This is a genomic window from Hymenobacter cellulosivorans (assembly GCF_022919135.1).
Lineage (GTDB): Bacteria > Bacteroidota > Bacteroidia > Cytophagales > Hymenobacteraceae > Hymenobacter > Hymenobacter cellulosivorans.
In genome coordinates this window covers 5362441-5388249 of sequence record NZ_CP095049.1, presented here as the reverse complement: position 1 = coordinate 5388249, position 25809 = coordinate 5362441, and the positions used below count along the sequence as shown (strand labels likewise).

Sequence of the window (25809 nt, the reverse complement as noted above, 5' to 3'; positions counted from 1 at the left end):
TAGCAGAAAGCCCCTTACTCCACGTGGTAGTAAGGGGCTTTTCACGTTAGAGCACTCGGCCCATTTCAGAGGGCGGATGCCTGCCGCTTGATGTGTGGAATGCCCTCCGTCCTCGCAAGGACATACAGAAATGAGTGCAGTACTGTGCTAGGTCAGCTTGCGCTACCGGCTGTTGGTTTTATCCAGAACCTGCTGCACGTCTTTGGTGGAAACTTTTTGGCCGGTTTCGGCGGCGCGGTAAATGGCTTGCAGTAGCTGGATGTCGCGCAGGCCCATTTCGCCGGGCACCCGGGTGGGTTTGTTGTTGAGGATGCAGTCGGCGAAGTCGTCCATTTGGCGAGCTTGCTGGGGCACATTCTGGATATTCATCGGGCCCTGGCTGGTGCGGCCCTCGATGCCCCCATAGCCGAAGGCGGGCTGCAGCTCCAGAAAGCCCTTGGCCGTTTCGGCCCGCAGGCGGCTGTTCATGTTTTCGGCGTACGAAGTGCGGCAGTCGGCCACCGAGCCGTCGGCAAACTGCATTTGCCAATTCACGCCCGCCTCTACTTCCTTGAACAGGCCTTTGGGGTCGGGGTTCGGCGCCAGCTTGGCCGTGACGGACACCGGAATTTCGCCCTTGGTATATATCACGCCCTGCAGGCAGTAAATACCCATATCCATCAGCGGTCCGCCGCCCGAAAGCTCCTTGTCCACGCGCCAGGGCGTGTCATTGTTGAAGCGGAAGCCGTTGTCGGCTACCAGGCCTTTGATGGGCCCCAGCACCTGTTTCTGGCCCAGGCGCATCATTTCCTGGTGGTGGGGTTCGAAGTGCAGGCGGTAGCCGATGCTGAATTTTTTGCCCGCTTTCTGCATGGCCGAAATCATCCGGCGGCAGTCTTCGGCCGTGGGTGCCATCGGCTTTTCGCAGATAACGTGCTTGCCAGCCTTGGCGGCCCGCTCCACGTACTCGGCGTGCAAAGCCACGGGTAGCACCACATACACAATATCGATGTCAGGGTTGTCGACGATTCGGTCGAAGGTCTTGTAGTCGTAAACGTTCTTATCCGGAAGGCTGTACTGCTTTTTCCACTGCGCAGCCTTGGCTGGCGTGCCCGTCACGATGCCGGCCAGTTTGCAGAGCTTGGTTTGCTGCAAGGCCGGGGCCAGCTGGCCAGTACTGTATTTGCCCAGGCCCACCAGGGCCACGCCCAGCTGCCGCCCGGTTTGCAGGGCTTCCAGGCTGGCCGGGCCGTAGCTTATTTCCTCCAGCCAGCTCAGGGGCCCGCCCAGGGCCGAGGAGCCCACCAGCGTAGCGCCCAGGCCCAGGGACAAGGTGCGGACAAACTCGCGGCGGGAAGAGGACGATACAGAATCAAGGGGTTTCATAGCGCAGTAGCTTAGTTCCCAGATACGTACCCCGGGAAGCTGCGGCAGGTTACGAAAACCCTGACTCTGCTCCGCCTCGGCCTACTGGTTAGCGCCGCCAGCACCATGTTATTCGGGTTGCTCAAGCTGTCGGGCACCAGAGTTATATTCTTCGGTCCGGGCCGCCTTGCGCTGCCCCAACTGGCTCAGCAGCCAGGCCGCGGCCCCAAGCCCGGCTATGGCTGTGGCGGCCAGCACCGGGTTTTTCTCGGCCTTCACGTAGAGGCTGCCCTAGCGGAACCAGCCCTCGTCGGAGCTTCGCTCGTGCAGGTCCGAGGTTTCGGGGTTGCGCGAGGGACGCTTGGGGTCTAGCTGGCTGGGGTAAATCAGCTTTTCCATCACCTTGTCTATAATCCGTGGGGCGAGGTGGCCGGCCACAGTCAGGGCCTTGGCCTGGAAACCCACGCACATGTCGCGCTTGGAGTGGGCAGTAAACAGGATGGCTTCGGGCGGGTATACCATGCCGCCTGCTGGGGAAAGTAGTTCTCAGCGTGCTCGTTGGAGGGCATGCCGATGCGGCCGGGGTGAATCAGCATCACCGAAACGGGGGCTTTTCCCACTTCCAGCTCCATGCGCAGGGCGTTGATCCAGCCGTGCAGGGCGTGCTTGGAAGCGCAGTACGTCGACTGTACCGGCGTGGCCCGGTCGCCGAAGAAGCTGCCGATGTTGATGAGGGAGCCGGGTACGCCGCGCTGCTTGTAGTGCGCCACAGCCCGGCGCGAGCCATACATCTGCCCCAAAAGTTGGTGTCGAACATGCGCTTCAGGTCCGGAATGCTCCCCTCGTCGCAGTGCCCAAATATCGAAACGCCAGCATTATTCACCCGGGTATCGAAGCCGCCAAACTCCACCAGCGCCGCTTCGGCCAGGCGCTGCGTATCTTCCTCGCTGCCCACGTCGGTGGGCACGGCCAGCACCTGGCCGTAACTCGGCCAATGCCGCTGGAAGCCCCTGTGATAACGATAACCTGTTGGTCGAGAGGGTTGAGTTTGAGCGCCTTCTTGGGCAGTTGGTTTTAGCTACAGATTTCGTACAAAAGCCGCCATTTTCTCCCGTAGGGCGGTATCTGGCAGGGGGCCGGTGGCGGCAGCCAGGTTGTCGGTGAGGTGCTCGGGGCTGCTCGTGCCGGGAATGACGCAGGTGACGGCCGGGTGGGAAATTATAAACTTCAGAAAATAACTGGCCCAGCTGGTGATGCCCAGCTCCGTGGCCCAGGGCGGCAGGGCCTTGCTGCGCACGTGGGCCAGCAAACTGCCTTCCGTAAAGGGGCGGTTAATCAGCGTCGCCACGCCCAGGTCCGCGGCGGCGGGCAGCAGGCGCTGCTCGGCGTGCCGGTCGAGGATGGAGTAGTTGAACTGCACGAAGTCGAATGACTCGCGCCGCAGCACCCGTTCCAGCTCTTCGTGTCGGGAGTCGGTGTAGTGCGTGATGCCCAGGTAGCGCACTTTGCCGCTGGCTTTCCAGGCACGCAGCAGGGGCAAGTGAGTTTGCCAGTCGAGTAGGTTGTGAATCTGCATCAGGTCAACCTGCTGGCGGCCCAGCTTGCGCAGCGAATCCTGCATCTGCCGCCGCCCCGCTTCCTGGCCCTGGGTCCAGACTTTCGTCGCGTAGAAGAAGGCATTCGGGTCGGGCAGCCGGGTTGTAATAGCACCCACTACTTCCTCGGCCCGCCCGTACATCGGCGACGAGTCGATGACCGTAGCACCGGCGGCCTGCAGCGTTTTCAGGGTCTGCACCAGGCGGGGCGGTGGAGTTTCATCGGCCACGTCGAAGGTTTGCCAGGTGCCCAGCCCTATCACGGGCAAGGCTTCCTGACTGGACGGAATAAGGCGGGTCAGCATACAGCAGGGGCTTAAGGACAAAAGACGAAATGCAGGTTGCTGCAAGTGCGGCGGTTACCGCTGGCGCAGCGCCGAGAGCAGCTCGGGAGCGTAGCGCTGGGCCTGGGTTTGCTCCTGACTTGTGCGCCTGGGCTTCAGCAGCAAATCGAAGATGGACCGTTGCTCGGCGGGTAGGCTTGCGCGCTTTGCCCGTCGGTCCTGAGGGGTAAGCTGCTGCACCAGGGCGGTGGCTTCCTGTAGGGCCCGAGCTGGCGTCGGAGCTGGCGCAGCAGCCCCGGTTGATTTGCCGCTGGAGCCGCCATCGAGGTAGGTTAGCTCCAGCAGGCAGCCTTTGCAAGCCGTACCCTGGGGCGACTCCTGCGACGGGCCCGAGGTGACTGACGTGCTGTCGGTGGCCAGGTACAGCTGCCGGCCGTTGGGGGCCAGGGCCAGGTCGCGGTAGCGCACCGGAGCCCGGAAGTACATCAGCGTGTCCGAAACGATGCTGGCCCCGTTGTCGGCGAGCTTGAGGCGAATGAGGCGGCCTTTTTTGAGGCCGGGTAGCAACAGGGAGTTTTGCCAGCCGGGAATGGCCGAGCTGGTATACACGGCCAGGCTGCTGGGCGCCTCCGAGTTCCAGGCGGGTGCCTCGGTGCCGGCGCGGGTGCGGCTGAGTACCAAAGTTAGGAATTGGTTGCTCAAGGGGTAGAGCGAGAAAATGGGGCCCCGGTAGCTGAGCCCAATCAAAGCCGCATTGGCCTTTTCACTGCTGATGGTAGGATACGTGGTGTGCCAGCGGCCAGGCAGCTCGGCGTGGTCGGAGGCGGCGGCCGCCAAGCCGTTATAGTTGCCGTCGGCCGGCCCGATTACCAGCGGGTGCCCGTAGTTTTTGCCTTTGTCGAGCACGTTGATTTCGTCATCCGAAAATGGGCCGTGTTCCGACGAATACAGCCGGCCGGTGCCACCCACCACGGCGTAGGCCAGGCCCTGGGGGTTGCGGTGGCCCAGCGTCCAGACGGCGTTTTGCTGCTTTTTGCGGTTGAAGGGGTTGTCGTTTGGAATCCACTGCTCGTACTCCTTGCCATCCGTGTCGGGCTCCAGGTTGAAGCGCAGTATTTTGCCTTCGTAGGCGTCATTTTGCTGGGCGTGGTTGGCCCGGCCCCCGTTCTCGAATTGCCCCGCGCCCAGGTCGCCGGCGGCGTAAAAGAGGTAGTCGCCGCCCCCAACGGGCGCAATGAGCAGCCGGCCCCCGTTATGGTCGTTGCTGCCCGGAATCGTGTCGCACAAAACCTGGGGCCGGGTTAGGGTTTGGGCCGCGGCGTCGTACTCGTAGCGGACCAGGCGGGTCGTGAAAAAGTGGCCACCGTAGTGCGGGAGTCCGCCTTTGCCCGGCTGCTGGGCCCCGGCGTAGCGGTAGAGGTAGGCCAGGTACACGTAGGGCTTGCCGCTGAGCAGCTGCGGGTGCAAAGCCAGGCCCATCAACCCACCCTGGGGCCAGGGCTTGCCGCCGTCTACGGCATCGGGTACCTTGTCGTAGCGCGGGAACTGCCGTTCCCGGCTCAGATCCAGCAACTGTTGCTTTTCCCCGGTAGCGGGATTAATACGGCTGACGCGGTAGCCCCGGGCCTCGGTCACCCACAGAAAATTATCGGGCCCGTAGGTTACTTCCCACGGGTCGCTGAGCTGCCGGGACACCACGCGCAGGGCAAACCGCTCGCCCAATGGGCCCGTGACTACCGTTTGGGCCGCAACCCGTAAACTAAGCAGCAGAGCACCCAGGCTCCAGAGCAGCAAAAAACGGTAGCGCATCGGCGTAGAAGTTCAGGGGTGAGGATTCGGGTGAAACCCGCGCCCTAGGTACTGCTTCCCGCCAGCTTATGTTATGCTTGACCTTGGCTTACCGGCCCGACAACCCGGCTAGTGCCGACCGGTGCCGGCGCCGCGTGCCGCCGTTATTCGTCTTCGGGGAAAGTGCCCATGCCGCCGCTTTCGAAGTCGGCAATGGCTTGGATTAGCTCTTGGTTGGTGTTCATCACAAAGGGACCGTAAGTGGCCAGCGGCTCCTCAATCGGCTCCCCGGCCAGCACCAGCAGCACCGTATCTTCGGTGGCGGTGAGGCGCAGAGCAGGCGAGTCCCAGCCAAACACGACGAGCTGCTTGGTGCTGGCTGGGCGGTTATCGTGCAGCCGTACGCTGCCGCGCACCACGTAAATGCCCACGTTAAAGTCGGCGGGCAGGCGCAGCTCGGTTTCGGCCCCGGCTGCCAGGTGTACGTCGAGCAGGGTGATGGGCGAAAAGGTTTCGGCGGGCCCTACGGCGTCGGCGTAGCTACCGGCAATAACCCGAATCTGGCCCTGGCCTTCGCCCACCGGCACGCTGGGAATGGCGGCGGCCCGGATGTTCTGGTAGCGGGGCGGGGCCATTTTGTCGCGCTTGGGCACATTTACCCACAATTGCAGCAGCTCCAGGGTGCCGCCCTGGCGGGCAAACTCGGGCTCGTGGCGCTCCTCGTGCAGCAGGCCCGCGCCGGCCGTCATCCACTGCACGTCGCCGGCCCCGAGCGTGCCGCTGTGCCCGGCTGTGTCGCGGTGGGCCAGGGCGCCTTCGTAGACCACTGTCACGGTTTCGAAGCCGCGGTGGGGGTGGGGCGGTGTGCCCAGGGGCTGCTCGGTAGGTGCCACGGGCATTGGCCCGGTGTGGTCGAGGAGCAGGTAGGGGCTGAGCTGGCGGATGCGCGGCCCGGGCATGGGGCTGGTCACGTCGAAGCCGTCGCCGACCTGCTTCTTGTTGCCGTCAATGATCTGAAAGATTCTGCGAAAAGTAGTTTGCATAGGAAGGCCGGAGCGGAGCTAGGGGGTAAGCGGATACGTGTCTTACGAAGAAATTGGGAACAGGAAATGTTTTTCAATGTGCTGACGTGCTAATGCCCGCGTGTCCTTACGAGGCAGAGCCGAAGCCATCCGTCCTGCGAGCTGTGCGGAGCACTCTAATATGAAAAGCCCCTTCCTACAGCGTGTAGCAAGGGGCTTTCTGGCAAAAGGTCAGGGCGTACTGCGTAGAAGGCGGCTTAATGCGCGGAATGTCGCGCCTTCTCACAAGGACAGGCCGCGAGGGGGAACTTAGGCGGCAACCCGGGCCGGACTGTGGGCCAGCTTGTTGAGCAGGTCCGTAATCTGGTCGGAGTAGTGGTTGATTTGCTCCAGGCCGGTGCGGGCTTCCTCAATGTGGCCGCGCTGGTACTGGCGCACGAGGTCCTGGCCGGCGCTGAGCATGCGTTGCAAGACCCGCTCAATCTCGAATACCTCGGCTGAAGTGCCGTACTTGGGCCGCACCACAGTGTGTAGCCACTGGGCCAGCGGGTTGAGCAGGGGCGAAAACAGGTCGGCGTCAGCCTCGCGCACCCCGTAGAGCACGGAGCGCAGGCGCGACTTGAACAACACCTGCTTGATGCTGGCTTGTTGGAAATCCAGGTTGGTAATATCCATAGAAGAGGGCGAAGCGGGGAACTCGGCGGGGTACAGCCGGCCGATTAGCGAGTGGCGGGTTCCTCGTTGTCGCGTGGGACTTCCAGCCCATTGCGGGCCAGAACCAGGTCAGTTACGTCGAAAGCAAATACGGTGATGCCGGCTTTCTGGTCACCTTCCTCGAAAAGTTGGTAGGTGAAGTTGAAGTGCGCATCGGTTAGCTCGCCGTTACCGTGCGGGTCAAGACGAACGAACAATTTCTTGCCCCGAAAGGGTTCCCCGGTGGCGTATACCCGGTCGAGCAACTCAACAAAACCCTGGTCGGCCACTTCGGGCAAGGACTCGGCCACGGCGTGGCCCACCAGACCTTGCCCAGGGGCAGCCGGCACCGGTAAGGTCTGGCGTGGGGCTTGGGCGAAGGCGCGCTAGATCCACGCCGAGTTTGCGCCGTATGCCATCGACGACGCCGAGTTTGAATGGGTATGGGCTACCGCCGAGCACTACACGGCTTAGAATTTACTGGCTGACGCTGTAGTGGGACAGCTAGACCTGGTATGAGAGCTCAGGCGCCCCGTCGGAGCAACCGGTTCAGGGGCGCTTCCACGTACTGATAAAGCGCCCCTGAGAGGCCGAGCAACAATCCAAAGCGCAGGCCCTGATGGGTAGTGACGTAGCGCTCCAGGGCCAGGTTAAAGATGCCCAGATGCACCAGGTAAAAGGCATACGAGGCTTTGCCCAGCAACTGGACGGCCGGGGTAGCCAGCAGGCGGGCCAGCCCGGTACGCTCGGTCAGTAAGCCATAGAATAAACCCACGATGCCCAGAGGTAGCACCAGGTTGTTGAGGGCAATACCGTACCACCGGTTCCAGCTAAAGGTCTGCTCCGACGATAAAAAGCTCAACCCCAGCATACTGGCGCCGATCCACAACAGGCCGGCGCTGGTAAAGCGCGCCCCCGGCCGGGCCGCTCCGTGCTGCCGCCAAAAAATGGCCAGCGCGGTGCCCGCCATAAACTCGAAGGCCCGCCCAAAAAACGTGCGGTAGGCCATAAAACGATACGTGTCGAGGAAGCCGTAGGGGCCGGCCGGGGCGAGGTACACCAAGGCAGCGCCCAGCGCGGCTAAGGTGCCCGCCGTGAGCAAGAGCAGGCGGTAGGGGCCCCGGCTGCGCGCCAGGGCCAACAGTAGCAGCGGGGCCAGGATGTAAAACGACTCTTCCACCGTTAGCGTCCAGCCTTGCATGATGCCCGAGCTAAACAGCTGGGCGAAAAAGCCGCGCAGCAGCGTCACGTTGGCCAGCACCGCTACGGCCTTGTCGCACCCCGAGTACACCGCCCAGGCCCCCGTTACGTCGAAGGAAGGGTCGAGCTGGAACACCAGAAACGTGAGAACCGTCAGGAGCAGATACAGCGGGTAGATGCGGGCCAGCCGGTTACGGAAATAGCGCCCGGCCCAGGCCCGGGTGATAGTAGGTAGGCCGAAATTGCGGGTCGTAATCAGAAAGCCGCTCAGCACGAAGAAAATGGTAACGCCGATGTGACCCTCGTTGGCGAGCCGCCACAGCCCACTCCAGGGGCGGAAGGGGTTGACGTGATGGAGATACACCAAATAAGCCGCCAGGGCCCGGATTCCGGTAAGGGCCGGGTAGTACTCAGAATCTTGACGCTGGGGCATGGATGGAAAGAAGAGGCTAGGGGGAAGGCAACGTAGCGAAACCAGCGGATAAGTTGGGCCGGCCCGGCGGTTCGGGCCGGTATTCGACACTTCATCCCCCTGATCCGACGCTTCAGTAACCTTTAGTTTCAGCCGAGCCGGCCGCCGCTCACCTTTGAGCATCACTTCGCCGCTAGCCCCATGAAACGTTTGTTCCCCCTGCTACTGCTATTCCTGACTACCGCCTTTACCACGCTAGGCCAAACCACTTCTACCACGCTTAGCGGTACCGTCCGCGACGCCAGCGGCCAGCCCTTGCCCGGCGCCAACGTCTTTCTGAAAACCACCTTCGACGGGGCCAGCACCGATTCGCTGGGCCGCTTCACGTTCAGCACCCGCAGCACCGGTACCCTGCCGCTGGTCATCACGCTGCTTGGCTACCAGCTCCAGGAGCAGCCCGTAGCCCTGAGCGGCACGGCCCAGCGCTTTACCATCACCCTCAAGGCCGTACGCAACCAGCTCGGCGACGTGGTCATTACCTCCGGCACCTTCGAGGCCAGCGACACCAAGCGCAACACCACCTTCTCGGCCCGCGACGTAGTCACCACCGCTGGGGCCTCGGCCGACGTGGCCGGCGCCCTCAATACCATGCCCGGCACTACCCGCAACGGGGAAGAAGGCAAGCTGTTTGTGCGCGGCGGCGGGGCCGGCGAAACCCGGCAGTACCTGGATGGGGTGCCCCTGCAAAGCCCCTACAATGCGGCCGTATCGGGGATGCCGGCCCGGGGGCGCTTCTCGCCCATGCTCTTCAAGGGCATGGCCTTCAGCACCGGCGGCTACTCGGCCGAGTACGGACAGGCCCTGTCGGCAGTAGTTGCCCTGACCTCGGAAGATCTGGCCCCGGAAACTCAGACCGGCATTTCCTTGCTGTCGTTGGGCAGCCTGAGCCTCTCGCACCAGCACCGCTTCGAGCGGGCCTCGGTGGCCGTCACGGGGGATTATATGAACATGCGGCCCTACTTCGGCCTGGTGCCCCAGCGCATGCTCACGGCCTATGAGTCGGGGGGCGGCTCGGTGGCTTTGCGGCAGAAAACCGGCGAAATGGGCATGCTTAAACTGTACGGGGCCTACAACCAGCAGCGCATCGGGGCCCGGCAGCCCAACGCCGAGTGGGAAGGCGGTCAGCCGGTCAACCTGAGCTCGAACAACACCTACCTGAATACCACGTTCCGCAGCCCGCTGGTGCGGGGCTGGTCGGTGCAAACCGGCGTGGCTGCCACCCGCGACAACCAAACTTCGGCCATCACCACCCGCGACGCCGCCTCGCAGCAACACCGGGAGCAGAGCATGCAGGAGCTGGAGCAGAGCCTGGTGGGCCGGCTGATGCTCACCAACGACTCGGCCAGCGCCTACTGGAACCTGAAAGTGGGTTTGGAAGGCCTGGTGCAGCGCAACGAGCAGCGCTTCGTGGCCGAGCCCTATAGCAAAACCCTGGGCCAGAGCGAGCAGCGCCTGGCCGGCTTTGCCGAGTCCGACATTGCCCTCAGCAACAAGATCGTGGGCCGTGTGGGTGGTCGGGGCGAGTACTCGGCCGTGCTGGGCCGCTGGAACGCTGCGCCCCGCCTGGCCTTGGCCTACCAGCTCAACGAGAAAAGCCAGCTTTCCGGTGCCTGGGGCTACTTCTTCCAGAACCCCGGATCTGATTTGCTGCTGCGCGCCGCCGACCCCGCGGCCCTGCGCTTTGAGCGGGCCCAGCACCTGCAAATGACTTACCTGCGCAGCCACGACAACCGTACCCTGCGCCTGGAAGCCTACTCCAAAACCTACGCCCACCTTGTGCGCTACGACCTGCAGGGCGTGTATAACCCTCAGCAGGTGACCTACGCCGACCCGGCCAGTTACCGCAGCACCGGCACCGGCTACGCCCGTGGCCTAGACCTGCTCTGGCGCGACAAAAAGACCGTGAAAAATGCCGATTACTGGATCAGCTACGGCTTTATCGACACCCGCCGGCAGCAGCGCTTCGACCCGGTGCTGGCCGTGCCCACCTTTGCCGCCCGCCACAACCTGGCCGTGGTCGGCAAGTACTGGGTCGGTAAGATGCACACGCAGTTTGGGGCCACCTACAGCTACAGCAGTCCCCGGGCCTACTACAACCCCAACCGCCTCGACGGCTACAACCAGGACCGCCTGCCCAGCTTCCAGGACCTGAGCCTCAGCGCCAGCTACCTGACCAAGCTCTGGAACAACTTCACCATCGTGCACGTGAGCTGCACCAACGTGCTGGGCCGGCAGAACGTGTTTGGCTACCGCTACAGCTCCACCAAGGACGCCAGCGGGCAGTACGCCAGCACCGCCGTGCTGCCCTCGGCCCCCGCATGCTGTTCGTGGCCCTGCTGATTTCCATCAACAAGAAAAACCCCGGCGACACTACCGTGGCCCCCGACTAACTCAGTCCCGTCCCACGCCGCTTCATCCGCCTGATTTGACGCTTCGGCAACCTTTAGTTTCAGTCCCGCTCGCCACCGGCCACCTTTGGACCATACTCCTTCACCTCACCAGAAATCCTTCATCCTTATCCCTCTTTCGCCATGAAAAACACGCTCCTCATCCTCGCCCTCACCGCCGCTTGCTTCTCTGCCGCCGCCCAGCAGCCCGCCGCCAAAACGGCCGCCACTGCCGCTACTGCCGCTCCGGCCGGCTACGCCGACATGATGGCCGCCACCATTACGGAGCTGCACAGCACCGGCGACCCAGCCCAACTCCAGCAAATCGTCAGCAAGTTTGAGCGGGCCGCCGCCGCCGTGCCCACCGACTGGCTGCCCCAGTACTACCAGGCCTACGGCCGCCTGATTATCAGCTTCCAGAGCAAGGAAGACGGCGACGTGAAAGACAAATACCTCGACCAGGCCGAAGCCGCCCTAGCCCAGGCCCGCAAGCTCGGCGGCGACGAATCGGAGCTGCTGGTACTGCAGGCCTACATTCATCAGTCGCGCCTGGGAATCTCGCCCATGGCCCGCTCCATGAAGTACTCGGGAATGGTGCGTGACGCGCTGGCCCAGGCCAAAAAGCTGAATCCGGCTAACCCCCGCATCTACCTGGTGGAAGGCAACAACCTATACTTCACGCCCAAGATGTTCGGCGGCGGGCCCGATGTGGCCAAGCCCGTGTTTGAGGAAGCCCAGGCCCGCTACGCCGCCTTCAAGCCCGCTACGCCGCTGATGCCCAACTGGGGCGAGCGGCAGCTGCAGGGCCGCCTGAAGTCCTATGCTGCCCAGCCGGCTGGCACTCCTGCGCAGGCCGCTAAGTAAGGCGCTGCCACCCGTTACCCTGCCCCGCCTGGCTTAGCAGTTAGCCGGCGGGGCAGTGCCTTGCCTGGCCCACCCGTATTCCTGCTGCTTGCTTCGCCGTCAGCCCGTATCTTGCCATGCTTTCTTCGTTGTTTCCGCTTGCTGCCGCTTTTCGTATGTCCGACCACGCCCCGACTATGCCGCCGCTGCGGGCCCCGCGCCCCTGGCTGCGCCTCCTGCTACGGCTGCTGGCCATATCGATTATCATCAGCTTTTTCACGAGCCTGGAGCACCTGCATAGCCCCCAGGATCTGCTGGTCAACTTCGGGTTCACCTCCATGTATACCCTGGGGCTGTGGCTGACCAATGGCTATGCCGTCGACTGGCTGGATAAGTACGTGGGCTGGAAACAGGCGCCCGGCAAGCGCCTGACCTATACCGTTCTGGTGTCATTGGGTGGTTCGTTCGTGGTGATTGTGCTGGTCCAGACGCTGATTCTGCTTTATCAGCACCGTAGTCTGACTGAGCTATGGGCACTGCGGCGGGCCGGGGCTTACTTTTTTCCGCTGGCCACTACGGCCATGATTTCGCTGTTTTTGCACAGCCGCTCGTTTTTGCTGGGGTGGCGCGAGGCCCTGGTGCGCAACGAGCGGCTGCAGAAGGAAATGGCCCAGGCCGAAGCTGAGTCCCTGCGCCAGCAGCTCGACCCGCACTTCATGTTCAACGCCCTGAACGCCTTGACGTCTCTGGTAGAGGAGGAGCCCAAACTGGCCGTGCGCTTTATCCGCCAACTCTCGCAAGTATACCGCTACGTACTCGATGCCCGGCAGCGTGAAGTAGTGCCCCTGGCCGACGAGCTGGATTTTGCCAAGTCCTACCTGTTCCTGCAAAACATCCGCTACGGCGAGGCCCTGCACGTGGAGCTGCCCGAGCTGCGCGAAGTGCCTAGCAACGTCGTAGTGCCGCCCCTGAGCCTGCAGTTGCTGCTGGAAAATGCCCTCAAGCACAATGCCGCCAGCGTCAGTCAGCCCCTGTACCTGCGCATCACCCTGGACGAGGCCGGCAAGCACCTGACGGTTAGCAACACGCTGCGCCCGCGCCGCCTCGCGCCCGGCGAGTCAATGGGCATCGGCCTGCCCAACCTGACAGCCCGCTACGCCCACCTGACCGCCGAACCCGTGCGCATAGAGCGCACCGAGCAGGAGTTTGTTGTAACCTTGCCAGTGCTGAGTTTGATGTGATTATTGATGTGCTGATGAGCTACTTATAGCTTCCGTTTGATAAAGTGTCGCAATATGAAAGAATACGTGTGGGTAGCTGTACTGCTGGTTTTTCTTAGCTGCAGCCGTGCTTTTGGGCAAACGCCAGATTCCAAGGAGCAAGAGGTTGTGCGTGCCTGGTACGCGCTACTGACTCAGATGGAAACCGGACCGCTGTCGGCGACAAAGGCGCTGATGAGCGAAACCGCCTTTGCTTCCTTGGTGGGCGAAGCCAAGACAACAGAGCACGCTGAGAAGCTTCGATGTTGGGCGGAAATAACAAGGCATTCCCCATTGACTCTACATCTTACCGGCCCGACGGAGGCATACCTGGAAGTGGGCCGGCTCGATCCTGAAGCCGGATGTTACCCATCGGGCTTTGAGCTTCACTACCAGGAAGGAAAGTGGCGGCTGGAGGGCTTCTACCCCTCTAAATAAAATACATACTCTTGTTTTGATTTCCTGATGGCTATAGGGAACAAGAACAGAGGAATAGGCGAGTATATTTGACCGAATATTCCAAATTTCAGATACTATGAAGCGTTGGATTGGTCGGACCCTGATAGGCATCGGGCTGCTGCATACGGTTTTTGCAATAATGGTTTTTAGCCCGATTTGGGCGGCGCTTGTTCGGGAAGGCCTGTTGAATACCGTAAATCGACAGCTTCAGCGCGAAGCCGCTTACTGGTTTCTTTTCTTTGGATTTGTGGTCTTGTTGTTGGGCGCCTTGATTGACTGGTGCGAGGCGCAGGGGAGCCGGCTACCAGCATTTTTAGGCTGGGGGCTATTGGCCATGACCGTGGTCGGGGTGGCCGTGATGCCCGTCAGTGGCATGTGGCTAGCTCTTATTCCTGCTATCGGACTTATCCGCCAGCAGACGGCACCGGCACTGAAAGAGTTAGCATAAGCGCTGGAGTGCTGGCGCTAATATAGTCCACCACTTACCATGCTGTGATGTTTGTTGGCTGCGTTGTAACCAGAATAGAGCCGATAGCAGTGCAGTGAGCCCTGCTGTGTATGCCTGCACTGTTCCCCTGTCAGTTCATCTGCTTCTCATTAGCACATTAAAAAGTATGAATGCCTTCGTCATTGAAGATGAGCCGCTGGCAGCCAAGCGCCTGACGGACCTGCTGCGCCGCCAGAACCCGCCGGTGGAGGTGCGCGCCACTGCCGACTCGGTGGAAGCCGCCGTGGTGCTGCTCCAAACGGCCGCCACGCCGCCCGACGTGTTGTTTCTGGACATTCACCTCTCCGATGGCCTGAGCTTCGAGCTGTTTGAAAAAGCCGAGGTACGCTGCCCGGTTATCTTCACCACGGCCTACGATGCCTACGCCCTGCGCGCTTTCAAGGTCAACAGCATCGACTACCTGCTCAAGCCCATTGACGAGGACGAGCTGCAGGCCGCTTTGCACAAGCTTCAGAGTCTGCAGCGGGCAACGGCTGCGCCGGCTCCAACGTTCGACGCGGGCCTGCTGAACCAGGTACTGCAGCAGCTACAGCCTCAGAATCAGTACAAAAAGCAGTTCGTGGTCAAAGTTGGGGAGCACCTGAAGGTGATTCCGGTAGAAAGCATCAGCTACTTTTTCAGCCTGGAAAAGGCCACCTTCCTGCAAACCCGCGAAAACCGCCGCTTCGTGGTGGACCAGACCCTGGAGCAGCTGGAAAAACTCCTGGACCCGCGGCAGTTTTTCCGCCTCAACCGGGCCTACTACGTGCAGCACGACGCTATCCAGGACATTATTCACTACACCAACAGCCGCCTGAAAACCGTGCTCACCCCCGCTGCCCCCGAAGGCGACGTACTTATCAGCCGGGAAAGAGTTCCTGCCTTTCGCGCCTGGCTGGAGCGGTAAGGGTAGTGGGCTGAGGTGCTCATGTGAGGAATGTGTCCTTGCCAGGAGGCACGACTTTCCGCACATCAAGCGTCGTTCATCCGTCCTCTGCGCAGTACAAAATGAGCTTTGACTAGAAAGCCCCTTGCTACCGGGTGTAGGAAGGGGTTTTTCACATTAGAACCCTCCGTACAGCTCACAGGACGGATGGCTTCGCTACGCTCGTAAGGCCACAGGGAGCATTACCCCTCATCCCTCCAGCCAATTTTTAAACGCGCCGGCCTTCTCCTTGCTGACCATAACTTCCTCACTGGGAGCGGGGGAGAGGTCGAGCTTGAGCTTGCCGTTGAAGTGGGGGTGAAGGCGCTGCACGGCTTGCAAATGCGCAAGGTATTGGCGGTTGAGGCGGAAAAAGTGGCTAGGGTCGAGCAGGCTTTCCAACTGCTCCAGCGTGTAATCAACCACGTAGCGGCGGCCGTCAGTTGCTACCAGCGTCGTGACTTCGTGGCGGCTTTGGAACCAGGCCACCGCCCCAGCGGGCAGGGGCAGAAGCTGTTCGCCGCTGCGCACCAGAAAGCGGGTTTTGTACTGCCGCTCAGCCCGGGGCAAACTGTCGCGCAGGCTTTCCAGCTGCCGGGCCGGGGCGGCGGGCTGCTGCCAGTCGCGCAGCTTGTCCAGGGCCGCCCGCAGCTCGGTTAGCTTAATGGGCTTGAGCAGGTAATCAATGCTGTTGGCCTTGAAAGCGCGCAGGGCATACGCGTCATAGGCCGTGGCAAAAATGACCGGGCTGCGCACCACCAGCTGGTCGAACACGTCGAGACTGAGGCCGTCGGCTAGCTGAATATCGGAGATGATAAGCTCGGGGGCAGGGTTGGCAGTGAGCCAGGCTACGGCCCCGGCTACGGTGTCGAGTACGGCCGCTACCTGGGCTTCGGGTGCGGCCTGGAGCAGCAGGCGCTGGAGCCGCTCGGCGGCCGGGTACTCGTCTTCGAGCAGCAGAACAGTCATATGGAAAGCAAAAAAGAGGGCCCGGCCAGCAAGCTAGGCTAATTGTCGCTGGGCTCAGCGAAGGTAGATGGCAAAGTACCAGACCCAGTCAATAAAGAGCAGCTGCAGCGGAATGCGGAACCACAGATACGCCGGGCCCGGACCGTCTTGCGTTCCGGTTTGGTAGTTGAGCCGGTGCCGGGCCGCGTGAATATTAGCTGGCAAAATCAACACGAAAAACCCGATGAGCAGCCAGCCCGTGGTAGGGCGCAAAGCCGGCACCAGCAAAGCAATGGCTGCCACCATTTCCAGAACTCCGGTGAGCCAAACTACCGCTTTGCGGGCCGGAACAAAACTCGGCAGCATCTGCATCATGCCCTGGGTAAAGGCAAAGTGCCCGGCCCCGGTGAAGAGCAGCATGGCGGCCATGGCCCCGTTGCCGGCCAGGGCGGCGTGTCCGCGGCCGGTAAGCAGATACGCGCCCAGCACCAAGACGCCGAAAACGGTCAGCAGGACAACTAAGGGTTTCATAGCGGAACAGGCAAAGCGAATGACGGAAAAGGCTAAGCCGACAGCAGAGGCAGATACACCGTAAAGGCCGCGTCGGTGGCTTCGATGCGCACCGGCCGCGGGGCTTGCAGCAGCTCGTAGCGGTGCCGGGTGTTTTGCAACCCCAGGCCGGTACTGGGGCCCAGCCCGGCGGCGCGGGGCCGGAACGTGTTCTGCACCACAAGATAGCCGCTGGCTTCGTCGGCCGAAATATGGATGTCTAGCGGGTGCTCCCGACTCACGACGTTGTGCTTCAGCGCGTTTTCGACCAGCAGCTGCACGCTGAGCGGGGCTACCTGCCGGGCCAGCAGCGGGGCCGGAATCTGCTGGTTGACCTGTAGATTGTCGCGGAAGCGGGTTTTTTGCAGGGCCACGTAGGTTTCCACAAAGGCCAGCTCCTCGCCGAGCGGGACGGTGGCTTTTTCCCGGCTCAGCAGCACGTAGCGGTACACGTCGGCCAGCTGCTCCACAAACTCCTGAGCGGGCCGGTTGGCTTCGTCGATGAGGGCGGCCAGGGTGTTGAGGCTGTTGAAGAGAAAGTGCGGGTCGAGCTGGTTTTGCAGGGCTTCGAGCTGGCTTTGCACCCCGGCCTGGGTGAGCTGCTCGGCCCGGCGCACGTTGTGTTCCCACTGCTCAAAGAAGTGGATGCTTTCGTAGAGCATCATCACTAGCACCGTCGGAATCAGGTTGAAGGTAATCTGGGTGAACAGGTCCGGGACCGTCAGGAAAAAGTAAGCCGGTAGCAGCAGGTGCAGAAAGGACATCAGCGCCGCGCTGGCTGCGGCCGTGTAGAGCACGCCCAGAAGGGTGAGCAGCCAGAGCCGCCGCCGCGTCTGGTCGACGTGGGGAAAGCGGCGTAGCAGCCGGTTCCAGATGGTGCTGGTGCCTAGCCAAAGCGTAGCCGTAAAGAGCAGAGACACGGCCAGGTGCACCAGCACCATAACCAAGTTCGGCCGGGTGGGCAGTTCGCGCAGGTTGAGCAGGGCAATAAGCACGGCCAGCACCGGAATGCCCAGCAGCCGCAGACGACGGTCGTTCATAGGCGTAAAGATGCCACGGCGGCTGGTAAACCAAATCAAGCCGTTATGGGCGGGGCGAATAACGCAGGGCGTAGCGCAGTAAAGCTGGGACCACCAGATGGTGGAACGGCCGGATCAGGGTGAAATAGGCCCGGCCAAACCCGTTGTGAAACCACACCACCGTGGTGACGACAACCGCCGGCCCGGTTACCAACACCGATACCCGGAAGTCGAGGTGCGCGTCGTCCTGGCCCAGGATGACTTCCTGCGCAGTTACGCCAAACACCCGGAAAGGTCCGACATGGGCGCCAACGGTCAGCGGGATGGGCGGATCTGCAGGAGCGGGGGCGGGCAAAGTGGCCAGGCCGAAAGGGCGCACGAGCCAGTCGCGCAACTGCATCAGGCGCCGCACCCAGGCCGGTCCCTGGCCGAATAGCAGCTCGGCTATGGCCGAAGCATCCCGGGGCGCGTGGGCGGGCAAGCTCACCCGGTAGGCATCGGTATGGTCGGCCGCCGTAGCCGCCAGGGCGCTGAGGTGAGGCAAAGGCACGAGGTTAACCGCAATTTTGGTCATGGCAGCAGGGGCTAATTCAGACTAGCTGAGTTTCCAGAAAGGCAGGCCCTGCAGGGCGTGCAGGTACAGCCAAACAATGGCAGCGGTGTAAAGCAGCGAGAAGCCCAGCATTCCGAGCAGCTGCCCGCGGTTTTGCAGCTGGGGAAAGTAGCGGGCCAGCAGCCAGCCGAACAGGGGTAGGGCCTGCAAGGCGTGTAAGCCCAGGAAGTGCGCGGCCCGCAGGTCGCCGTGCCGGGTGCTCCAGCCCAGGCCGGGCAAGCCCGGACCACCATCGGTGCCGCCAACTGTGTGGCCCAGGTGGTGAATCATGGCCCCGCCCACGGCGCTGCCCACCAGAAACAGCCCCAGCCCCAGGCGCATTCCCCACACGTAGGCCGTGGGCCCAAACGGCCGGTAGCGTAGCGTGAGTACCAACGCCCAGAGCAGCAGGCCGGTATTGAGCATGATGAAAATGCCCATCAGGCTAAACAGCAGCCCATCCAGCGGAGAAGCCACGTTGAAGTGAGACGTCGTGCCGCGGGCCGCCTGCAGGAAAATTACAACGATTTCGACCAGAATGCTGATGGCCACGCCCCAACTAATGCGGCGCACGGCGCGCTGCGCCCCGGCCGGCAAATCGGCCAGCAGCCAGCCCAGCGTCCAGAGGTAGATGATGTCGGAGAGGGCAAACTTCAGGGGCTTCAGCCACACATTCAGGCCCAGTACCACCCGCTCATCGAAGGGCAGCAGCACCAGGGCCAACACCACCAGCGGCACGTGGAGCCACCCGGCCCCCGACAACACCGGGTTGGAGCGGTGCAGCACTGTGAGCCACTGCCGCACCGGCCCCATGCTTTCGGGACTAGTAGTAGCGGGAGAAAGTTGGGCAGAAAGAGTGAGCATTTTCATAGCCAAAAGGGTTATTGGGAACGGAAAAAGCAGAAAGCGGCAGAAGTCAGGCGAGGGTCGGAGCCGCCGGAGTTGCCCGCGGGTAGAAGCGGCGCAGCAGGTGATACAGCAGAAAGCCGACGGGACCGAGCAGGAACGTCAGCACCAGTGTGGGTACCAGCAGCAGGTGGGGCACGCCCCGGCGCTGGGCGTCGCGGCTGACCCAGGCACCCACGACCAAATCGAAGCAGAGGTAGTGTACCCAGCCGGCCAGCAGGGCCCACGGGTCCTGAAACAGCGCGGCTACTTCGGGTAAGGAGCTAAAGCCGCCCTGCTGGGCTGCCCCGCTGAAGTAGTGCCAGCCGATGCAGGCGGCATAGATGACAGCCAACACCAGCGGCAGCGCCCCGCTGCCCACCACCCAGCGCGTCACGCGCCAGCGCGGGGCAACAATCAGTAGCAGCCAGCCCGGCAGCACCAGGTTGCTGGCCAGCAGGAACAGGGATTCGGGAGATACGGTCATGGCAGTAGCGGGAAGAGGATGGTCAAACTTCTGGAAAGGGTGGCGGTTATCCAGCCAAAAAATGGGTGAAGCAGCCCGTTGCGGGGGTGAACCGGCGCCAGGGCGCGGGTGAGCAACTCGCCCCAAATTGCCTTGTTGTGCACAATTCCCCCGCTTGCCTTTCGTACTTTGCGCCCGTGAAACACGCGCTGAAGAGTTGGCTGCTCCTGGGAGCCCTAGCCGGGGCCCTGCCTCTGGCAGCCCAGGACGCCGATTCCACCTCCTCGATAAAGAAGCAGGCGCACCGCCGCATTGTGTTCCAGTTCGATAACCGCTATTCCATTATCGACGGTAAGCTAGTGGGCATCAACGGGCTCAAGCTGGCCGTGGAGTGGCGGGGCCGGCTGCGGGCCGGAGCCGGGGGCTACTTGCTCAGTAACGGCATTCCGTCCCAGGAGGAAGTACCGGCCCACTACCCCAGTGGCACCCGCTCCGAGCTGCGGTTTCGTTACGTGGCCGCCTACGCCGAGTACCTGTTTATTCGCTCTAACCGCTGGGAGCTGAGCGCTCCGCTCCAACTGGGTGTAGGCCGCTTTTTTACCAATTTTACGGAGCCTGGCGGGGCCCAGAGCAAGGATGCCAAATCCACGGTGTGGCTGATGGAGCCTTCCGTATCGAGCCACTTCCGGGTGTTTCCCTGGTTCGGCATCGGGGTGGGTGCGGGCTGGCGCGAAACCCTGTTCGTGGAGCGCAACCTCGACGAAACCCTCGATGGACCCATCTTCTATGGCCGGGTCAAGCTGTTTCTGGGGGATTTATACAAAACGGCCCGCTTCAGGCGCAAGCTCTTTTCCCAGCAGCACTTCCGCTACCAGTAGTGAGTTGGTGAACTAGTGAAATGGAGAGCTGTCGTTCCAAGGGCTTCCCGCTTGCTGATAGGCATAAAAAAGCCGGCCTCCCGTACGGAAGGTCGGCTTTTTTAGTGAATCATAGGAAACCGAAATCTACTTCGGGCCCGAGGAGGTAGTCAGGCGGCGGAGCAGAATGTGGGTGGCCTGCTGGTTTTTCTGGCCGTTGGGCAAGGAGTATACCTGCACCACTTCCCAGCCTCGCTTGCCCATGTAGTTGAGCGTGCTCAGCGGGGTCGAAAACACTTCAATGTCGCCTACTTCGCGCTTGGCCATGTCACTGTCGCCGAGCTTTTCGTAGCCAAAGCCGAAGTCCACGAAAATGTCGCCGCCTTTAGTCTTGGTGGGCTCGTTCAGGAACTCAGTTTTGAGCAGCTCGCAGTACTCGTAGCGGGCCGCGTTGATGTTGGTGGTCTGGGCGTGAGCGGCTGGTGCGGCCAGGGCACCGGCCAGCAGCAGGGCTGGAAATAGCAGTTTTTTCATGGAGTCAGGGTTCGGCCCGAAGCCTTAGTTGTAATTAGGTAAAAACTTGTACTTGCGGCTGTACTCCAGCATCTGCTGGGCAAAATCGGTAGGGTATTCGACCTTCACGTCCACGATTTTGCCGCCCTGCTCCACGGGTACCAGTTTGGGCTGGATAAAGCCGGCGTAGGGCGCAATATTGAGCTTGGCGTAGCGGGCCAGCACTTCCTTGTGCAGCACGGGGTCTACTTTCACGCCGTAGGTTTCAATCAGGTTTTTGGCCGCCGCGTAGTCGCCCTCACTGGTCAGGCGCTGCAGCTCGCGCAAGAGCTGCCCAAACAGGCCGCGCAGCTTCTGGTAGTCGTTGACCTTGAAGTAGGTTTTGCCATCCTTGGTTACCTTTTCAATGACGTTAGCCTTCTTGCCTTTCTCGTAGGCCCATTTGGCTACCATCTGGCGGTTGCGCATGTGGGCTTCCTCCACGGTTTCGCCCAGGGGCAGGCGCACGAGCTGGCCCATCAGGCCGTTGCGGATGTAGTTGTCGTACTCGGCCTTGCCCACTTCCAGGCTCGGCACCACGCCCAGCTGCACCAGCTTGGGGTCCATCAGGTAATACAGGGCCACTAGGTCGGCGCGGCCTTCCTCAATGGCCGAGGCGTAGCTTTTCAGGGTCTCCTTGGGCGTGCCCACGCCGGGGTTAATCTGGCCCGAGGCGTGGCCGATTACCTCGTGCATGTCGGTGTGAAGCTTACCGGCCAGGCCGGCGTACTTGCGGGCCCGGGCTTTTTCCTCGTCGTTGTAGGCAAACTCGTCGAGCGAGCCGCCGGCATCGGCCTGCCCGTAGGCGTCCACGATATTGCCCAGGTTTACCGACTTCGAGCCGTGCTCCTTACGAATCCAGGTGGCGTTGGGCAGGTTGATGCCGATGGGCGTGGCCGGGGCCGCGTCGCCGCTTTCTACTACGGTCGTAATTACCTTGGCCGTGATGCCCACCACGTTCTTTTTCTTGTGCTTGGGCAGAATCGGGGAGTTGTCTTCAAACCACTGGGCCTGGTCGCCGATGGCCTTGATGCGCTTGGTGGCCTCCAAATCCTTGAACGATACCACCGACTCGTAGGAGGCGCGGTAGCCCAGCGGGTCGCCGTACACCTCGATAAAGCCGTTCACCACGTCGGTGCGGCTCTTGGTGTCGCGCACCCAGGCAATGTTGTAGTCGTCCCAGGTTTTCAGGTCGCCGGTGGTGTAGTAGTTTACCAGGCGTTGCAGGGCCAGCTTCTGCTCGGGGTTTTCGGCTATTTCGGCCGCCTTGCCCAGCCAGTAGGCTACCTGGGTCAGGGCCTCGCCGTACATGCCGCCCACTTTCCAGGTACGCTCCACAATCTGGCCCTTCTCGTCCTTCATCAGCTTGGAGTTCAGGCCGTAGGAAACGGGGCGCGGGTCTTTCTTGTCAATCTTCCGGGCGTAGAAAGCCTCGGCTTCCTGCTGGGTTACGCCCTCGTAGAAATTGTTGGCCGAAGTAGCCACCAGGTCGGCGTCCTTTTCCTGGTTTACCCGCTTGGCCGACACGTTCGGGTCGAAGATGATGGGCGTCAGGGTAGCCAGATGCTGGTCTACGGATTCGCCTTTTTCCAGCGGCAACGTCGAGGGGTCTACGCTTTTCACCAGCTGGGCAAAATACGCCGGGCTGCACTCGGGCACGAACTTGCGGGTGGAATAGTGGTGGTGCACGCCGTTGCTGAACCACACCCGCTTGGTGTAGATGTTGAGCTTGTTGGCCTCATCTACACGCTGAGTGTTGGAGGTAGCCGAAATCTGCTGCTGGTTGGCGGGCCAGATGGCCTCCAGCGTGCGGCGCACCCGCAGGTTGTGCTTGAAGTTTTGGTCGTAAGAAATGTCGCGCCCGCACAAGGCGGCTTCGTAGAGGTAGTAAAGCAGCTCCTTCTGCTGGGCCGACAACGTTTCGAAACCAGGCACCTGGTAGCGCAGCACGCGCAGGTCGGCAAACTGCTCACTGACCACCTGGAAGGCGGCCGCGTCGGTCATTGTCTCGGGTGCCGTAGTAGTCAGGGCAGCCCCGCCCTGGGGCTGCCGGGTGGCTTTGGCTTCGGTGGCAGGCGCAGCCTCCGTAGCCGCGGGAGCAGTAGAGGCAGTCGTGGTGGCGGTAGTGCTGGCGCAGCCGCCCCCGAACTGGGCGGCCAGCAGCAGCGCGGCTACCGAAATATAGGTACGCTTCATTATAGAAAATGCGGTGGAAAGTTGTACAAATCAACGTCTTTTTTCACATAAGTAAGACGTTGATTTGCGTTAACCGCACCGCTATAGTTCCTCTGGCTGCGTTTCCTGCGGTGCCCGACAGCCAGCTAGGACCCCGGAAAACCGTTTTTTACTTCTGCCAGGTCTCTACCCACCTCGGTTAGCCTTTTTCGCCGCTGCGGGCTGGGCCTACCGGTGGGGCGTGTCGGGGTGGGTGGTGGCGGTGGCCCGGAGCGTATTCAGCCTATCGAGCTTGCCCGAGGCCGTGGTACGAAACTGCGACACGTAGACCAGCTCCCGAGGCCGCTCGTAGCGCTCCAGGCGCTCCGTGAGCAGGGCCATAAGCTGCTGGGCCTGAGTCTCAGAAAGGGGCGCACCTTCCAGAAAGGCTGTTACCTGCTCACCTAGGCGGGCGTCGGGGCGGCCGGCCACGAAGGTGCGGCGGTTGGGCAGGTTCAGCTCCACCAGAGCTACTTCCAGCACTTTTTCCACCTTCTCGGCCTGCACTTTTACCCCACCCGAGTTGATGACGAAGTCAGCGCGACCCAGCCACTCGAAGGTGTGCTCGTCGAGCAGGTTTACCCGGTCATTGGTCGTAATCAGCCGGTCGTCGGTCACGTCGGCGCGCACGGTGAGGCAGCCGCGCGGGTCCTGGTCGATGTGGATGCCGGGCAGGGCGCGGTAAGTAGCTGTGGCATCGGGGCCGTTGAGGCGGCGCAGGGCAATGTGGGAGGCCGTTTCGGTCATGCCATAGGTCAGGTACACTGGCACTTTGAGGGTTTGCAGCGCCTTTTCCAGGCTGCTTTCCACTGTGGCCCCACCCACCAGAATGGCCTTCATCCGGTTCAAACGGGGCAAATTGGCCGACGTGAGCACCTCGCGCATCTGCAGCGGCACGAAGGAGGCAAAGTCGAACTCGGCCGTGGGTGGCACCAACGCCAGCGGGTCGGCCTGGGGCTCCACGATGGTCATATGCAGGTTCAGCTCCAGGCCGCGCACCAGCATCATCATGCCGCCCACAAACTCGCAGTTCAAACACACCAGCATCCGGTCGCCGGGACCCAGGTCGAAGTAGTCGCCGGTGCGGCGGGCCGAAGCCACCAGCTGCCGCCGCCGCATCGTCACCGACTGCGGCTTACCGGTAGAGCCCGAAGTGCGCAGCCCAAATTCCAAGGCCCCATTAAGCCACTGCCGGCAGAAATCCAGCACCTTGGCCTCATAGCCGTTCAGGTCCACGGGGCTGTTGGCGGGATATTGCTTGATGTCGGAGTAGCGGAATTCGCGGCCGTTAAGCAGCAGGGAGTCGGGGAGCAGGGGCGTAGCAGGCATAGGAAAAGCGAAAAGGTCGGCGGCAAAGATTCACGTAATACAACCACAACTGCATACGAAGCTCCCGCCGGAAAGCTTCCCCAATGTGGCACGGGTTGAAAATCAGCAGTCTGGAGTTGCCCGGCGCGCCATCGGCTACTTGCTGCTGTAAAACGAATCGTTGATGAAGGTGGCCTTCTTGGCCATGGCCTGCTGCCAGCCGTTGGGCAGCAGGGTCAGGTTGTTCTTTTCAATCAGGGCCAGCTTCTGCCGCACGGCCGCCTGCAAGGGAGCCGGCAGGCCGTAAAAAGCCTTGTCTACCTGAATGTTGCGTTGAACGTCCAAGTCGCCGTTCTGATGGCGCAAGACTATTTTCTGTCCCCGGTAATAGATGATGATTTTGATGCGGCCGTCGTCGGCTCCCCGGGCCGCGGTGCCATACACCAAAATGGGGTCAATTACCGCATCGTGGTCGTAGTCCTGGAAACTGGCAAACTTGGTCCAGAACCAGATGGACTGCTCCTTTTTCTCGGCCACCAGATAGTCGTTTACTTTCCAGCTTTTACTTAGCTGGCTGCCGTTTTGGCGCAGCGTCACAGCTTTGATGCGGCTGCTGATGGGCTCTTTTTCCTCGTCGAGCCGGTCCCGGCTTTCCATCAGCACGCAGTAGCTTACCCCGGTTTTATCCGTGTTCTTGTACACCCTGAAAATGGGGTAGATCAGGCTCAGCGCCGGCCTACTGGCGTCGGGCAACAGAGCCGCTACTGCGGCTGGCGAGAGGATAACGCTGGTCACGGGCGGGGTTTGGGCGTGGCCCGAGCTCCCGGGCCACATGGCCAGCAGTAACAGAGTACGAAGGTTCATGTGGAGAAAATCGGAAAAAGTGCCGCCTGCCCGGCGGCCGGGCAGGTAGCGGAACAAGAAGCCCAGCTCGGGGGCCTATTCCACCGGGTAAAGTTGCCAGGGAATGTCGCGCCACAAACTCACGTTGGACTCTATCAGGTAGCGCGCTATTTCGGCAATGTCGGCGTGGCTGTCGTTCTGCACGTCCCACATGAGGCGGCCTGCCACGAAGCCGGCAGCAAAACTGTCCCAGGAGTCGTAGTCGCGCAAGGCTAGGCGGGTGCCGGCATCGATAAACGGCCAGGCCTGCTCCCAGCTCAAGTAGCCGTAGTCGTAGCACCAGCGGGCTACGTTTACCATGCGGGCATAGTCCCAGGCGCCCACGTTGGTCACCGTCCGCGACTTCAGAAACGGGTTGGTAGCAAACAGGTTATACCAGTGCAGCGACTCATGTTTGAGCTGATTTTGAAAGTCTTGTCGGTGGCCTCCCTTACGTAGGTTCTGCAGGGCTGTTAAGGCATCCTCGGTGTCGTAAATGCCCCACCATTGGGCCGTGGCGGCCTTGCGCTCTACCAACTCGTCGGGCTTGAGCTGGGGCAGGATTTTGATGGGGTTGTCGCCGTAGAAAAACAGAATGCCGCCAGTAGCCAGCCCCCGGATTTCGGTAGGCGTGGGCTGCCGCACGGGTTTCGTGAGGTCGAAGCCGGCCAGGTCCCGGGCCCCGTAGAGCCGCAGGTTCTCGTTTTCCAGTTTAATGGCGGCAATTTTCTTATTACTCAGAAAAATGGACACGGAGCGGAGCCATTCCCACATAAGCT

The 25809-nt window shown here is 61.8% G+C and carries 26 protein-coding genes and 1 pseudogene; 7 read left to right on the top strand and 20 right to left on the bottom strand.

The genetic code is table 11. From position 1 onward, the window contains the following. Window positions 1–162: 162 nt before the first annotated feature. The 9 genes and pseudogenes from MUN80_RS22790 to MUN80_RS22750 all read right to left on the bottom strand — a co-directional run bounded on the left by MUN80_RS22790 (window position 163) and on the right by MUN80_RS22750 (window position 8359). Window positions 163–1365 (bottom strand): Gfo/Idh/MocA family protein, encoded by a 1203-nt coding sequence (locus MUN80_RS22790; RefSeq protein WP_244716667.1) that lies wholly within the window; start codon window positions 1363–1365, stop codon window positions 163–165. 270 nt (window positions 1366–1635) lie between these two features. Further along, window positions 1636–1815, bottom strand: a complete 180-nt coding sequence (locus MUN80_RS22785; protein WP_244716666.1) for a hypothetical protein — start codon at window positions 1813–1815, stop codon at window positions 1636–1638. Continuing rightward, window positions 1785–2299, bottom strand: a pseudogene (locus MUN80_RS22780) (SDR family NAD(P)-dependent oxidoreductase). The gene MUN80_RS22785 and the pseudogene MUN80_RS22780 overlap by 31 nt, the downstream one beginning before the upstream one ends. A 123-nt stretch (window positions 2300–2422) precedes the next feature. Continuing rightward, the gene (locus tag MUN80_RS22775; protein ID WP_244716665.1) at window positions 2423–3244 is read right to left on the bottom strand and encodes an aldo/keto reductase; all 822 of its coding nucleotides are present in this window, start codon (window positions 3242–3244) and stop codon (window positions 2423–2425) included. A 54-nt stretch (window positions 3245–3298) separates the two neighbouring features. Continuing rightward, window positions 3299–5032, bottom strand: coding sequence for a PQQ-dependent sugar dehydrogenase (locus tag MUN80_RS22770; protein ID WP_244716664.1), 1734 nt, complete (start codon window positions 5030–5032; stop codon window positions 3299–3301). Window positions 5033–5175: 143 nt separating this feature from the next. After that, window positions 5176–6054 (bottom strand): pirin family protein, encoded by an 879-nt coding sequence (locus MUN80_RS22765; protein WP_244716663.1) that lies wholly within the window; start codon window positions 6052–6054, stop codon window positions 5176–5178. 288 nt (window positions 6055–6342) lie between these two features. After that, window positions 6343–6708, bottom strand: coding sequence for a hypothetical protein (locus tag MUN80_RS22760; protein ID WP_244716662.1), 366 nt, complete (start codon window positions 6706–6708; stop codon window positions 6343–6345). A 44-nt stretch (window positions 6709–6752) separates the two neighbouring features. Further along, window positions 6753–7076 (bottom strand): hypothetical protein, encoded by a 324-nt coding sequence (locus MUN80_RS22755; RefSeq protein WP_244716661.1) that lies wholly within the window; start codon window positions 7074–7076, stop codon window positions 6753–6755. A 173-nt stretch (window positions 7077–7249) separates the two neighbouring features. Then, on the bottom strand, window positions 7250–8359 hold the full coding sequence (locus MUN80_RS22750) for an acyltransferase family protein (RefSeq protein WP_244716659.1): 1110 nt from the start codon (window positions 8357–8359) through the stop codon (window positions 7250–7252). A 180-nt stretch (window positions 8360–8539) separates the two neighbouring features. On the opposite strand from MUN80_RS22750, the gene MUN80_RS22745 reads away from it, so the two are divergent. From MUN80_RS22745 to MUN80_RS22720, 6 genes are all read left to right on the top strand, one after another. Continuing rightward, complete coding sequence (locus MUN80_RS22745) at window positions 8540–10738, top strand: TonB-dependent receptor (protein ID WP_244716657.1); 2199 nt, start codon at window positions 8540–8542, stop codon at window positions 10736–10738. Window positions 10739–10929: 191 nt separating this feature from the next. Further along, window positions 10930–11649 carry a hypothetical protein gene (locus MUN80_RS22740; protein WP_244716655.1) on the top strand — a complete coding sequence of 240 codons (720 nt, stop codon included), beginning with the start codon at window positions 10930–10932 and terminating at the stop codon, window positions 11647–11649. Window positions 11650–11804: 155 nt separating this feature from the next. After that, on the top strand, window positions 11805–12869 hold the full coding sequence (locus MUN80_RS22735) for a sensor histidine kinase (protein WP_244716653.1): 1065 nt from the start codon (window positions 11805–11807) through the stop codon (window positions 12867–12869). 54 nt (window positions 12870–12923) lie between these two features. Then, entirely contained in the window at window positions 12924–13325 is a 402-nt protein-coding gene (locus MUN80_RS22730) for a protein kinase family protein (RefSeq protein ID WP_244716651.1), read from the top strand. Window positions 13326–13422: 97 nt separating this feature from the next. Next, window positions 13423–13794 carry a DUF6463 family protein gene (locus MUN80_RS22725; RefSeq protein WP_244716649.1) on the top strand — a complete coding sequence of 124 codons (372 nt, stop codon included), beginning with the start codon at window positions 13423–13425 and terminating at the stop codon, window positions 13792–13794. A gap of 166 nt (window positions 13795–13960) precedes the next feature. Further along, entirely contained in the window at window positions 13961–14740 is a 780-nt protein-coding gene (locus tag MUN80_RS22720) for a LytR/AlgR family response regulator transcription factor (protein ID WP_244716647.1), read from the top strand. 228 nt (window positions 14741–14968) lie between these two features. On the opposite strand, the gene MUN80_RS22715 is transcribed toward MUN80_RS22720, so the two are convergent. From MUN80_RS22715 to MUN80_RS22690, 6 genes are read right to left on the bottom strand one after another with little or no spacing between them, the layout of a single operon-like run. Beyond that, window positions 14969–15727: a LytR/AlgR family response regulator transcription factor gene (locus tag MUN80_RS22715; RefSeq protein ID WP_244716646.1), complete on the bottom strand. Its 759-nt coding sequence runs from the start codon at window positions 15725–15727 to the stop codon at window positions 14969–14971. A gap of 54 nt (window positions 15728–15781) precedes the next feature. Next, complete coding sequence (locus MUN80_RS22710) at window positions 15782–16237, bottom strand: DoxX family protein (protein WP_244716644.1); 456 nt, start codon at window positions 16235–16237, stop codon at window positions 15782–15784. Window positions 16238–16269: 32 nt separating this feature from the next. Further along, on the bottom strand, window positions 16270–17295 hold the full coding sequence (locus MUN80_RS22705; protein ID WP_244716642.1) for a sensor histidine kinase: 1026 nt from the start codon (window positions 17293–17295) through the stop codon (window positions 16270–16272). Between the two features lie 43 nt (window positions 17296–17338). Then, entirely contained in the window at window positions 17339–17848 is a 510-nt protein-coding gene (locus tag MUN80_RS22700) for a DUF2867 domain-containing protein (protein WP_244716640.1), read from the bottom strand. A 21-nt stretch (window positions 17849–17869) separates the two neighbouring features. Then, the gene (locus MUN80_RS22695) at window positions 17870–18736 is read right to left on the bottom strand and encodes a hypothetical protein (RefSeq protein WP_244716638.1); all 867 of its coding nucleotides are present in this window, start codon (window positions 18734–18736) and stop codon (window positions 17870–17872) included. 46 nt (window positions 18737–18782) lie between these two features. After that, the gene (locus MUN80_RS22690) at window positions 18783–19238 is read right to left on the bottom strand and encodes an ABA4-like family protein (RefSeq protein ID WP_244716636.1); all 456 of its coding nucleotides are present in this window, start codon (window positions 19236–19238) and stop codon (window positions 18783–18785) included. 176 nt (window positions 19239–19414) lie between these two features. On the opposite strand from MUN80_RS22690, the gene MUN80_RS22685 reads away from it, so the two are divergent. Then, on the top strand, window positions 19415–20095 hold the full coding sequence (locus MUN80_RS22685; RefSeq protein WP_244716634.1) for a hypothetical protein: 681 nt from the start codon (window positions 19415–19417) through the stop codon (window positions 20093–20095). A gap of 126 nt (window positions 20096–20221) precedes the next feature. Here the strand turns inward: MUN80_RS22685 and MUN80_RS22680 are convergent, their stop codons facing one another. The 5 genes from MUN80_RS22680 to MUN80_RS22660 all read right to left on the bottom strand — a co-directional run bounded on the left by MUN80_RS22680 (window position 20222) and on the right by MUN80_RS22660 (window position 25804). Further along, window positions 20222–20608, bottom strand: coding sequence for a hypothetical protein (locus MUN80_RS22680; RefSeq protein ID WP_244716632.1), 387 nt, complete (start codon window positions 20606–20608; stop codon window positions 20222–20224). Window positions 20609–20632: 24 nt separating this feature from the next. Next, window positions 20633–22822, bottom strand: a complete 2190-nt coding sequence (locus MUN80_RS22675; RefSeq protein ID WP_244716630.1) for a dipeptidyl-peptidase 3 family protein — start codon at window positions 22820–22822, stop codon at window positions 20633–20635. Window positions 22823–23029: 207 nt separating this feature from the next. Beyond that, on the bottom strand, window positions 23030–24169 hold the full coding sequence (locus tag MUN80_RS22670) for an AMP-binding protein (RefSeq protein WP_244716628.1): 1140 nt from the start codon (window positions 24167–24169) through the stop codon (window positions 23030–23032). A 135-nt stretch (window positions 24170–24304) separates the two neighbouring features. Continuing rightward, window positions 24305–25012, bottom strand: a complete 708-nt coding sequence (locus MUN80_RS22665; protein WP_244716626.1) for a M949_RS01915 family surface polysaccharide biosynthesis protein — start codon at window positions 25010–25012, stop codon at window positions 24305–24307. A 75-nt stretch (window positions 25013–25087) separates the two neighbouring features. Beyond that, window positions 25088–25804 (bottom strand): DUF1266 domain-containing protein, encoded by a 717-nt coding sequence (locus tag MUN80_RS22660; protein ID WP_244716624.1) that lies wholly within the window; start codon window positions 25802–25804, stop codon window positions 25088–25090. Window positions 25805–25809: the final 5 nt, after the last annotated feature.

What these genes read in the sequence shown, in the direction of transcription:
- MUN80_RS22790 (WP_244716667.1), bottom strand. Translation starts at nt 1,365, where the DNA reads ATGAAACCCCTTGATTCTGTATCGTCCTCTTCCCGCCGCGAGTTTGTC.
- MUN80_RS22785 (WP_244716666.1), bottom strand. Translation starts at nt 1,815, where the DNA reads ATGTGCGTGGGTTTCCAGGCCAAGGCCCTGACTGTGGCCGGCCACCTC.
- MUN80_RS22775 (WP_244716665.1), bottom strand. Translation starts at nt 3,244, where the DNA reads ATGCTGACCCGCCTTATTCCGTCCAGTCAGGAAGCCTTGCCCGTGATA.
- MUN80_RS22770 (WP_244716664.1), bottom strand. Translation starts at nt 5,032, where the DNA reads ATGCGCTACCGTTTTTTGCTGCTCTGGAGCCTGGGTGCTCTGCTGCTT.
- MUN80_RS22765 (WP_244716663.1), bottom strand. Translation starts at nt 6,054, where the DNA reads ATGCAAACTACTTTTCGCAGAATCTTTCAGATCATTGACGGCAACAAG.
- MUN80_RS22760 (WP_244716662.1), bottom strand. Translation starts at nt 6,708, where the DNA reads ATGGATATTACCAACCTGGATTTCCAACAAGCCAGCATCAAGCAGGTG.
- MUN80_RS22750 (WP_244716659.1), bottom strand. Translation starts at nt 8,359, where the DNA reads ATGCCCCAGCGTCAAGATTCTGAGTACTACCCGGCCCTTACCGGAATC.
- MUN80_RS22745 (WP_244716657.1), top strand. Translation starts at nt 8,540, where the DNA reads ATGAAACGTTTGTTCCCCCTGCTACTGCTATTCCTGACTACCGCCTTT.
- MUN80_RS22740 (WP_244716655.1), top strand. Translation starts at nt 10,930, where the DNA reads ATGAAAAACACGCTCCTCATCCTCGCCCTCACCGCCGCTTGCTTCTCT.
- MUN80_RS22735 (WP_244716653.1), top strand. Translation starts at nt 11,805, where the DNA reads ATGTCCGACCACGCCCCGACTATGCCGCCGCTGCGGGCCCCGCGCCCC.
- MUN80_RS22730 (WP_244716651.1), top strand. Translation starts at nt 12,924, where the DNA reads ATGAAAGAATACGTGTGGGTAGCTGTACTGCTGGTTTTTCTTAGCTGC.
- MUN80_RS22725 (WP_244716649.1), top strand. Translation starts at nt 13,423, where the DNA reads ATGAAGCGTTGGATTGGTCGGACCCTGATAGGCATCGGGCTGCTGCAT.
- MUN80_RS22720 (WP_244716647.1), top strand. Translation starts at nt 13,961, where the DNA reads ATGAATGCCTTCGTCATTGAAGATGAGCCGCTGGCAGCCAAGCGCCTG.
- MUN80_RS22715 (WP_244716646.1), bottom strand. Translation starts at nt 15,727, where the DNA reads ATGACTGTTCTGCTGCTCGAAGACGAGTACCCGGCCGCCGAGCGGCTC.
- MUN80_RS22710 (WP_244716644.1), bottom strand. Translation starts at nt 16,237, where the DNA reads ATGAAACCCTTAGTTGTCCTGCTGACCGTTTTCGGCGTCTTGGTGCTG.
- MUN80_RS22705 (WP_244716642.1), bottom strand. Translation starts at nt 17,295, where the DNA reads ATGAACGACCGTCGTCTGCGGCTGCTGGGCATTCCGGTGCTGGCCGTG.
- MUN80_RS22700 (WP_244716640.1), bottom strand. Translation starts at nt 17,848, where the DNA reads ATGACCAAAATTGCGGTTAACCTCGTGCCTTTGCCTCACCTCAGCGCC.
- MUN80_RS22695 (WP_244716638.1), bottom strand. Translation starts at nt 18,736, where the DNA reads ATGAAAATGCTCACTCTTTCTGCCCAACTTTCTCCCGCTACTACTAGT.
- MUN80_RS22690 (WP_244716636.1), bottom strand. Translation starts at nt 19,238, where the DNA reads ATGACCGTATCTCCCGAATCCCTGTTCCTGCTGGCCAGCAACCTGGTG.
- MUN80_RS22680 (WP_244716632.1), bottom strand. Translation starts at nt 20,608, where the DNA reads ATGAAAAAACTGCTATTTCCAGCCCTGCTGCTGGCCGGTGCCCTGGCC.
- MUN80_RS22675 (WP_244716630.1), bottom strand. Translation starts at nt 22,822, where the DNA reads ATGAAGCGTACCTATATTTCGGTAGCCGCGCTGCTGCTGGCCGCCCAG.
- MUN80_RS22670 (WP_244716628.1), bottom strand. Translation starts at nt 24,169, where the DNA reads ATGCCTGCTACGCCCCTGCTCCCCGACTCCCTGCTGCTTAACGGCCGC.
- MUN80_RS22665 (WP_244716626.1), bottom strand. Translation starts at nt 25,012, where the DNA reads ATGAACCTTCGTACTCTGTTACTGCTGGCCATGTGGCCCGGGAGCTCG.
- MUN80_RS22660 (WP_244716624.1), bottom strand. Translation starts at nt 25,804, where the DNA reads ATGTGGGAATGGCTCCGCTCCGTGTCCATTTTTCTGAGTAATAAGAAA.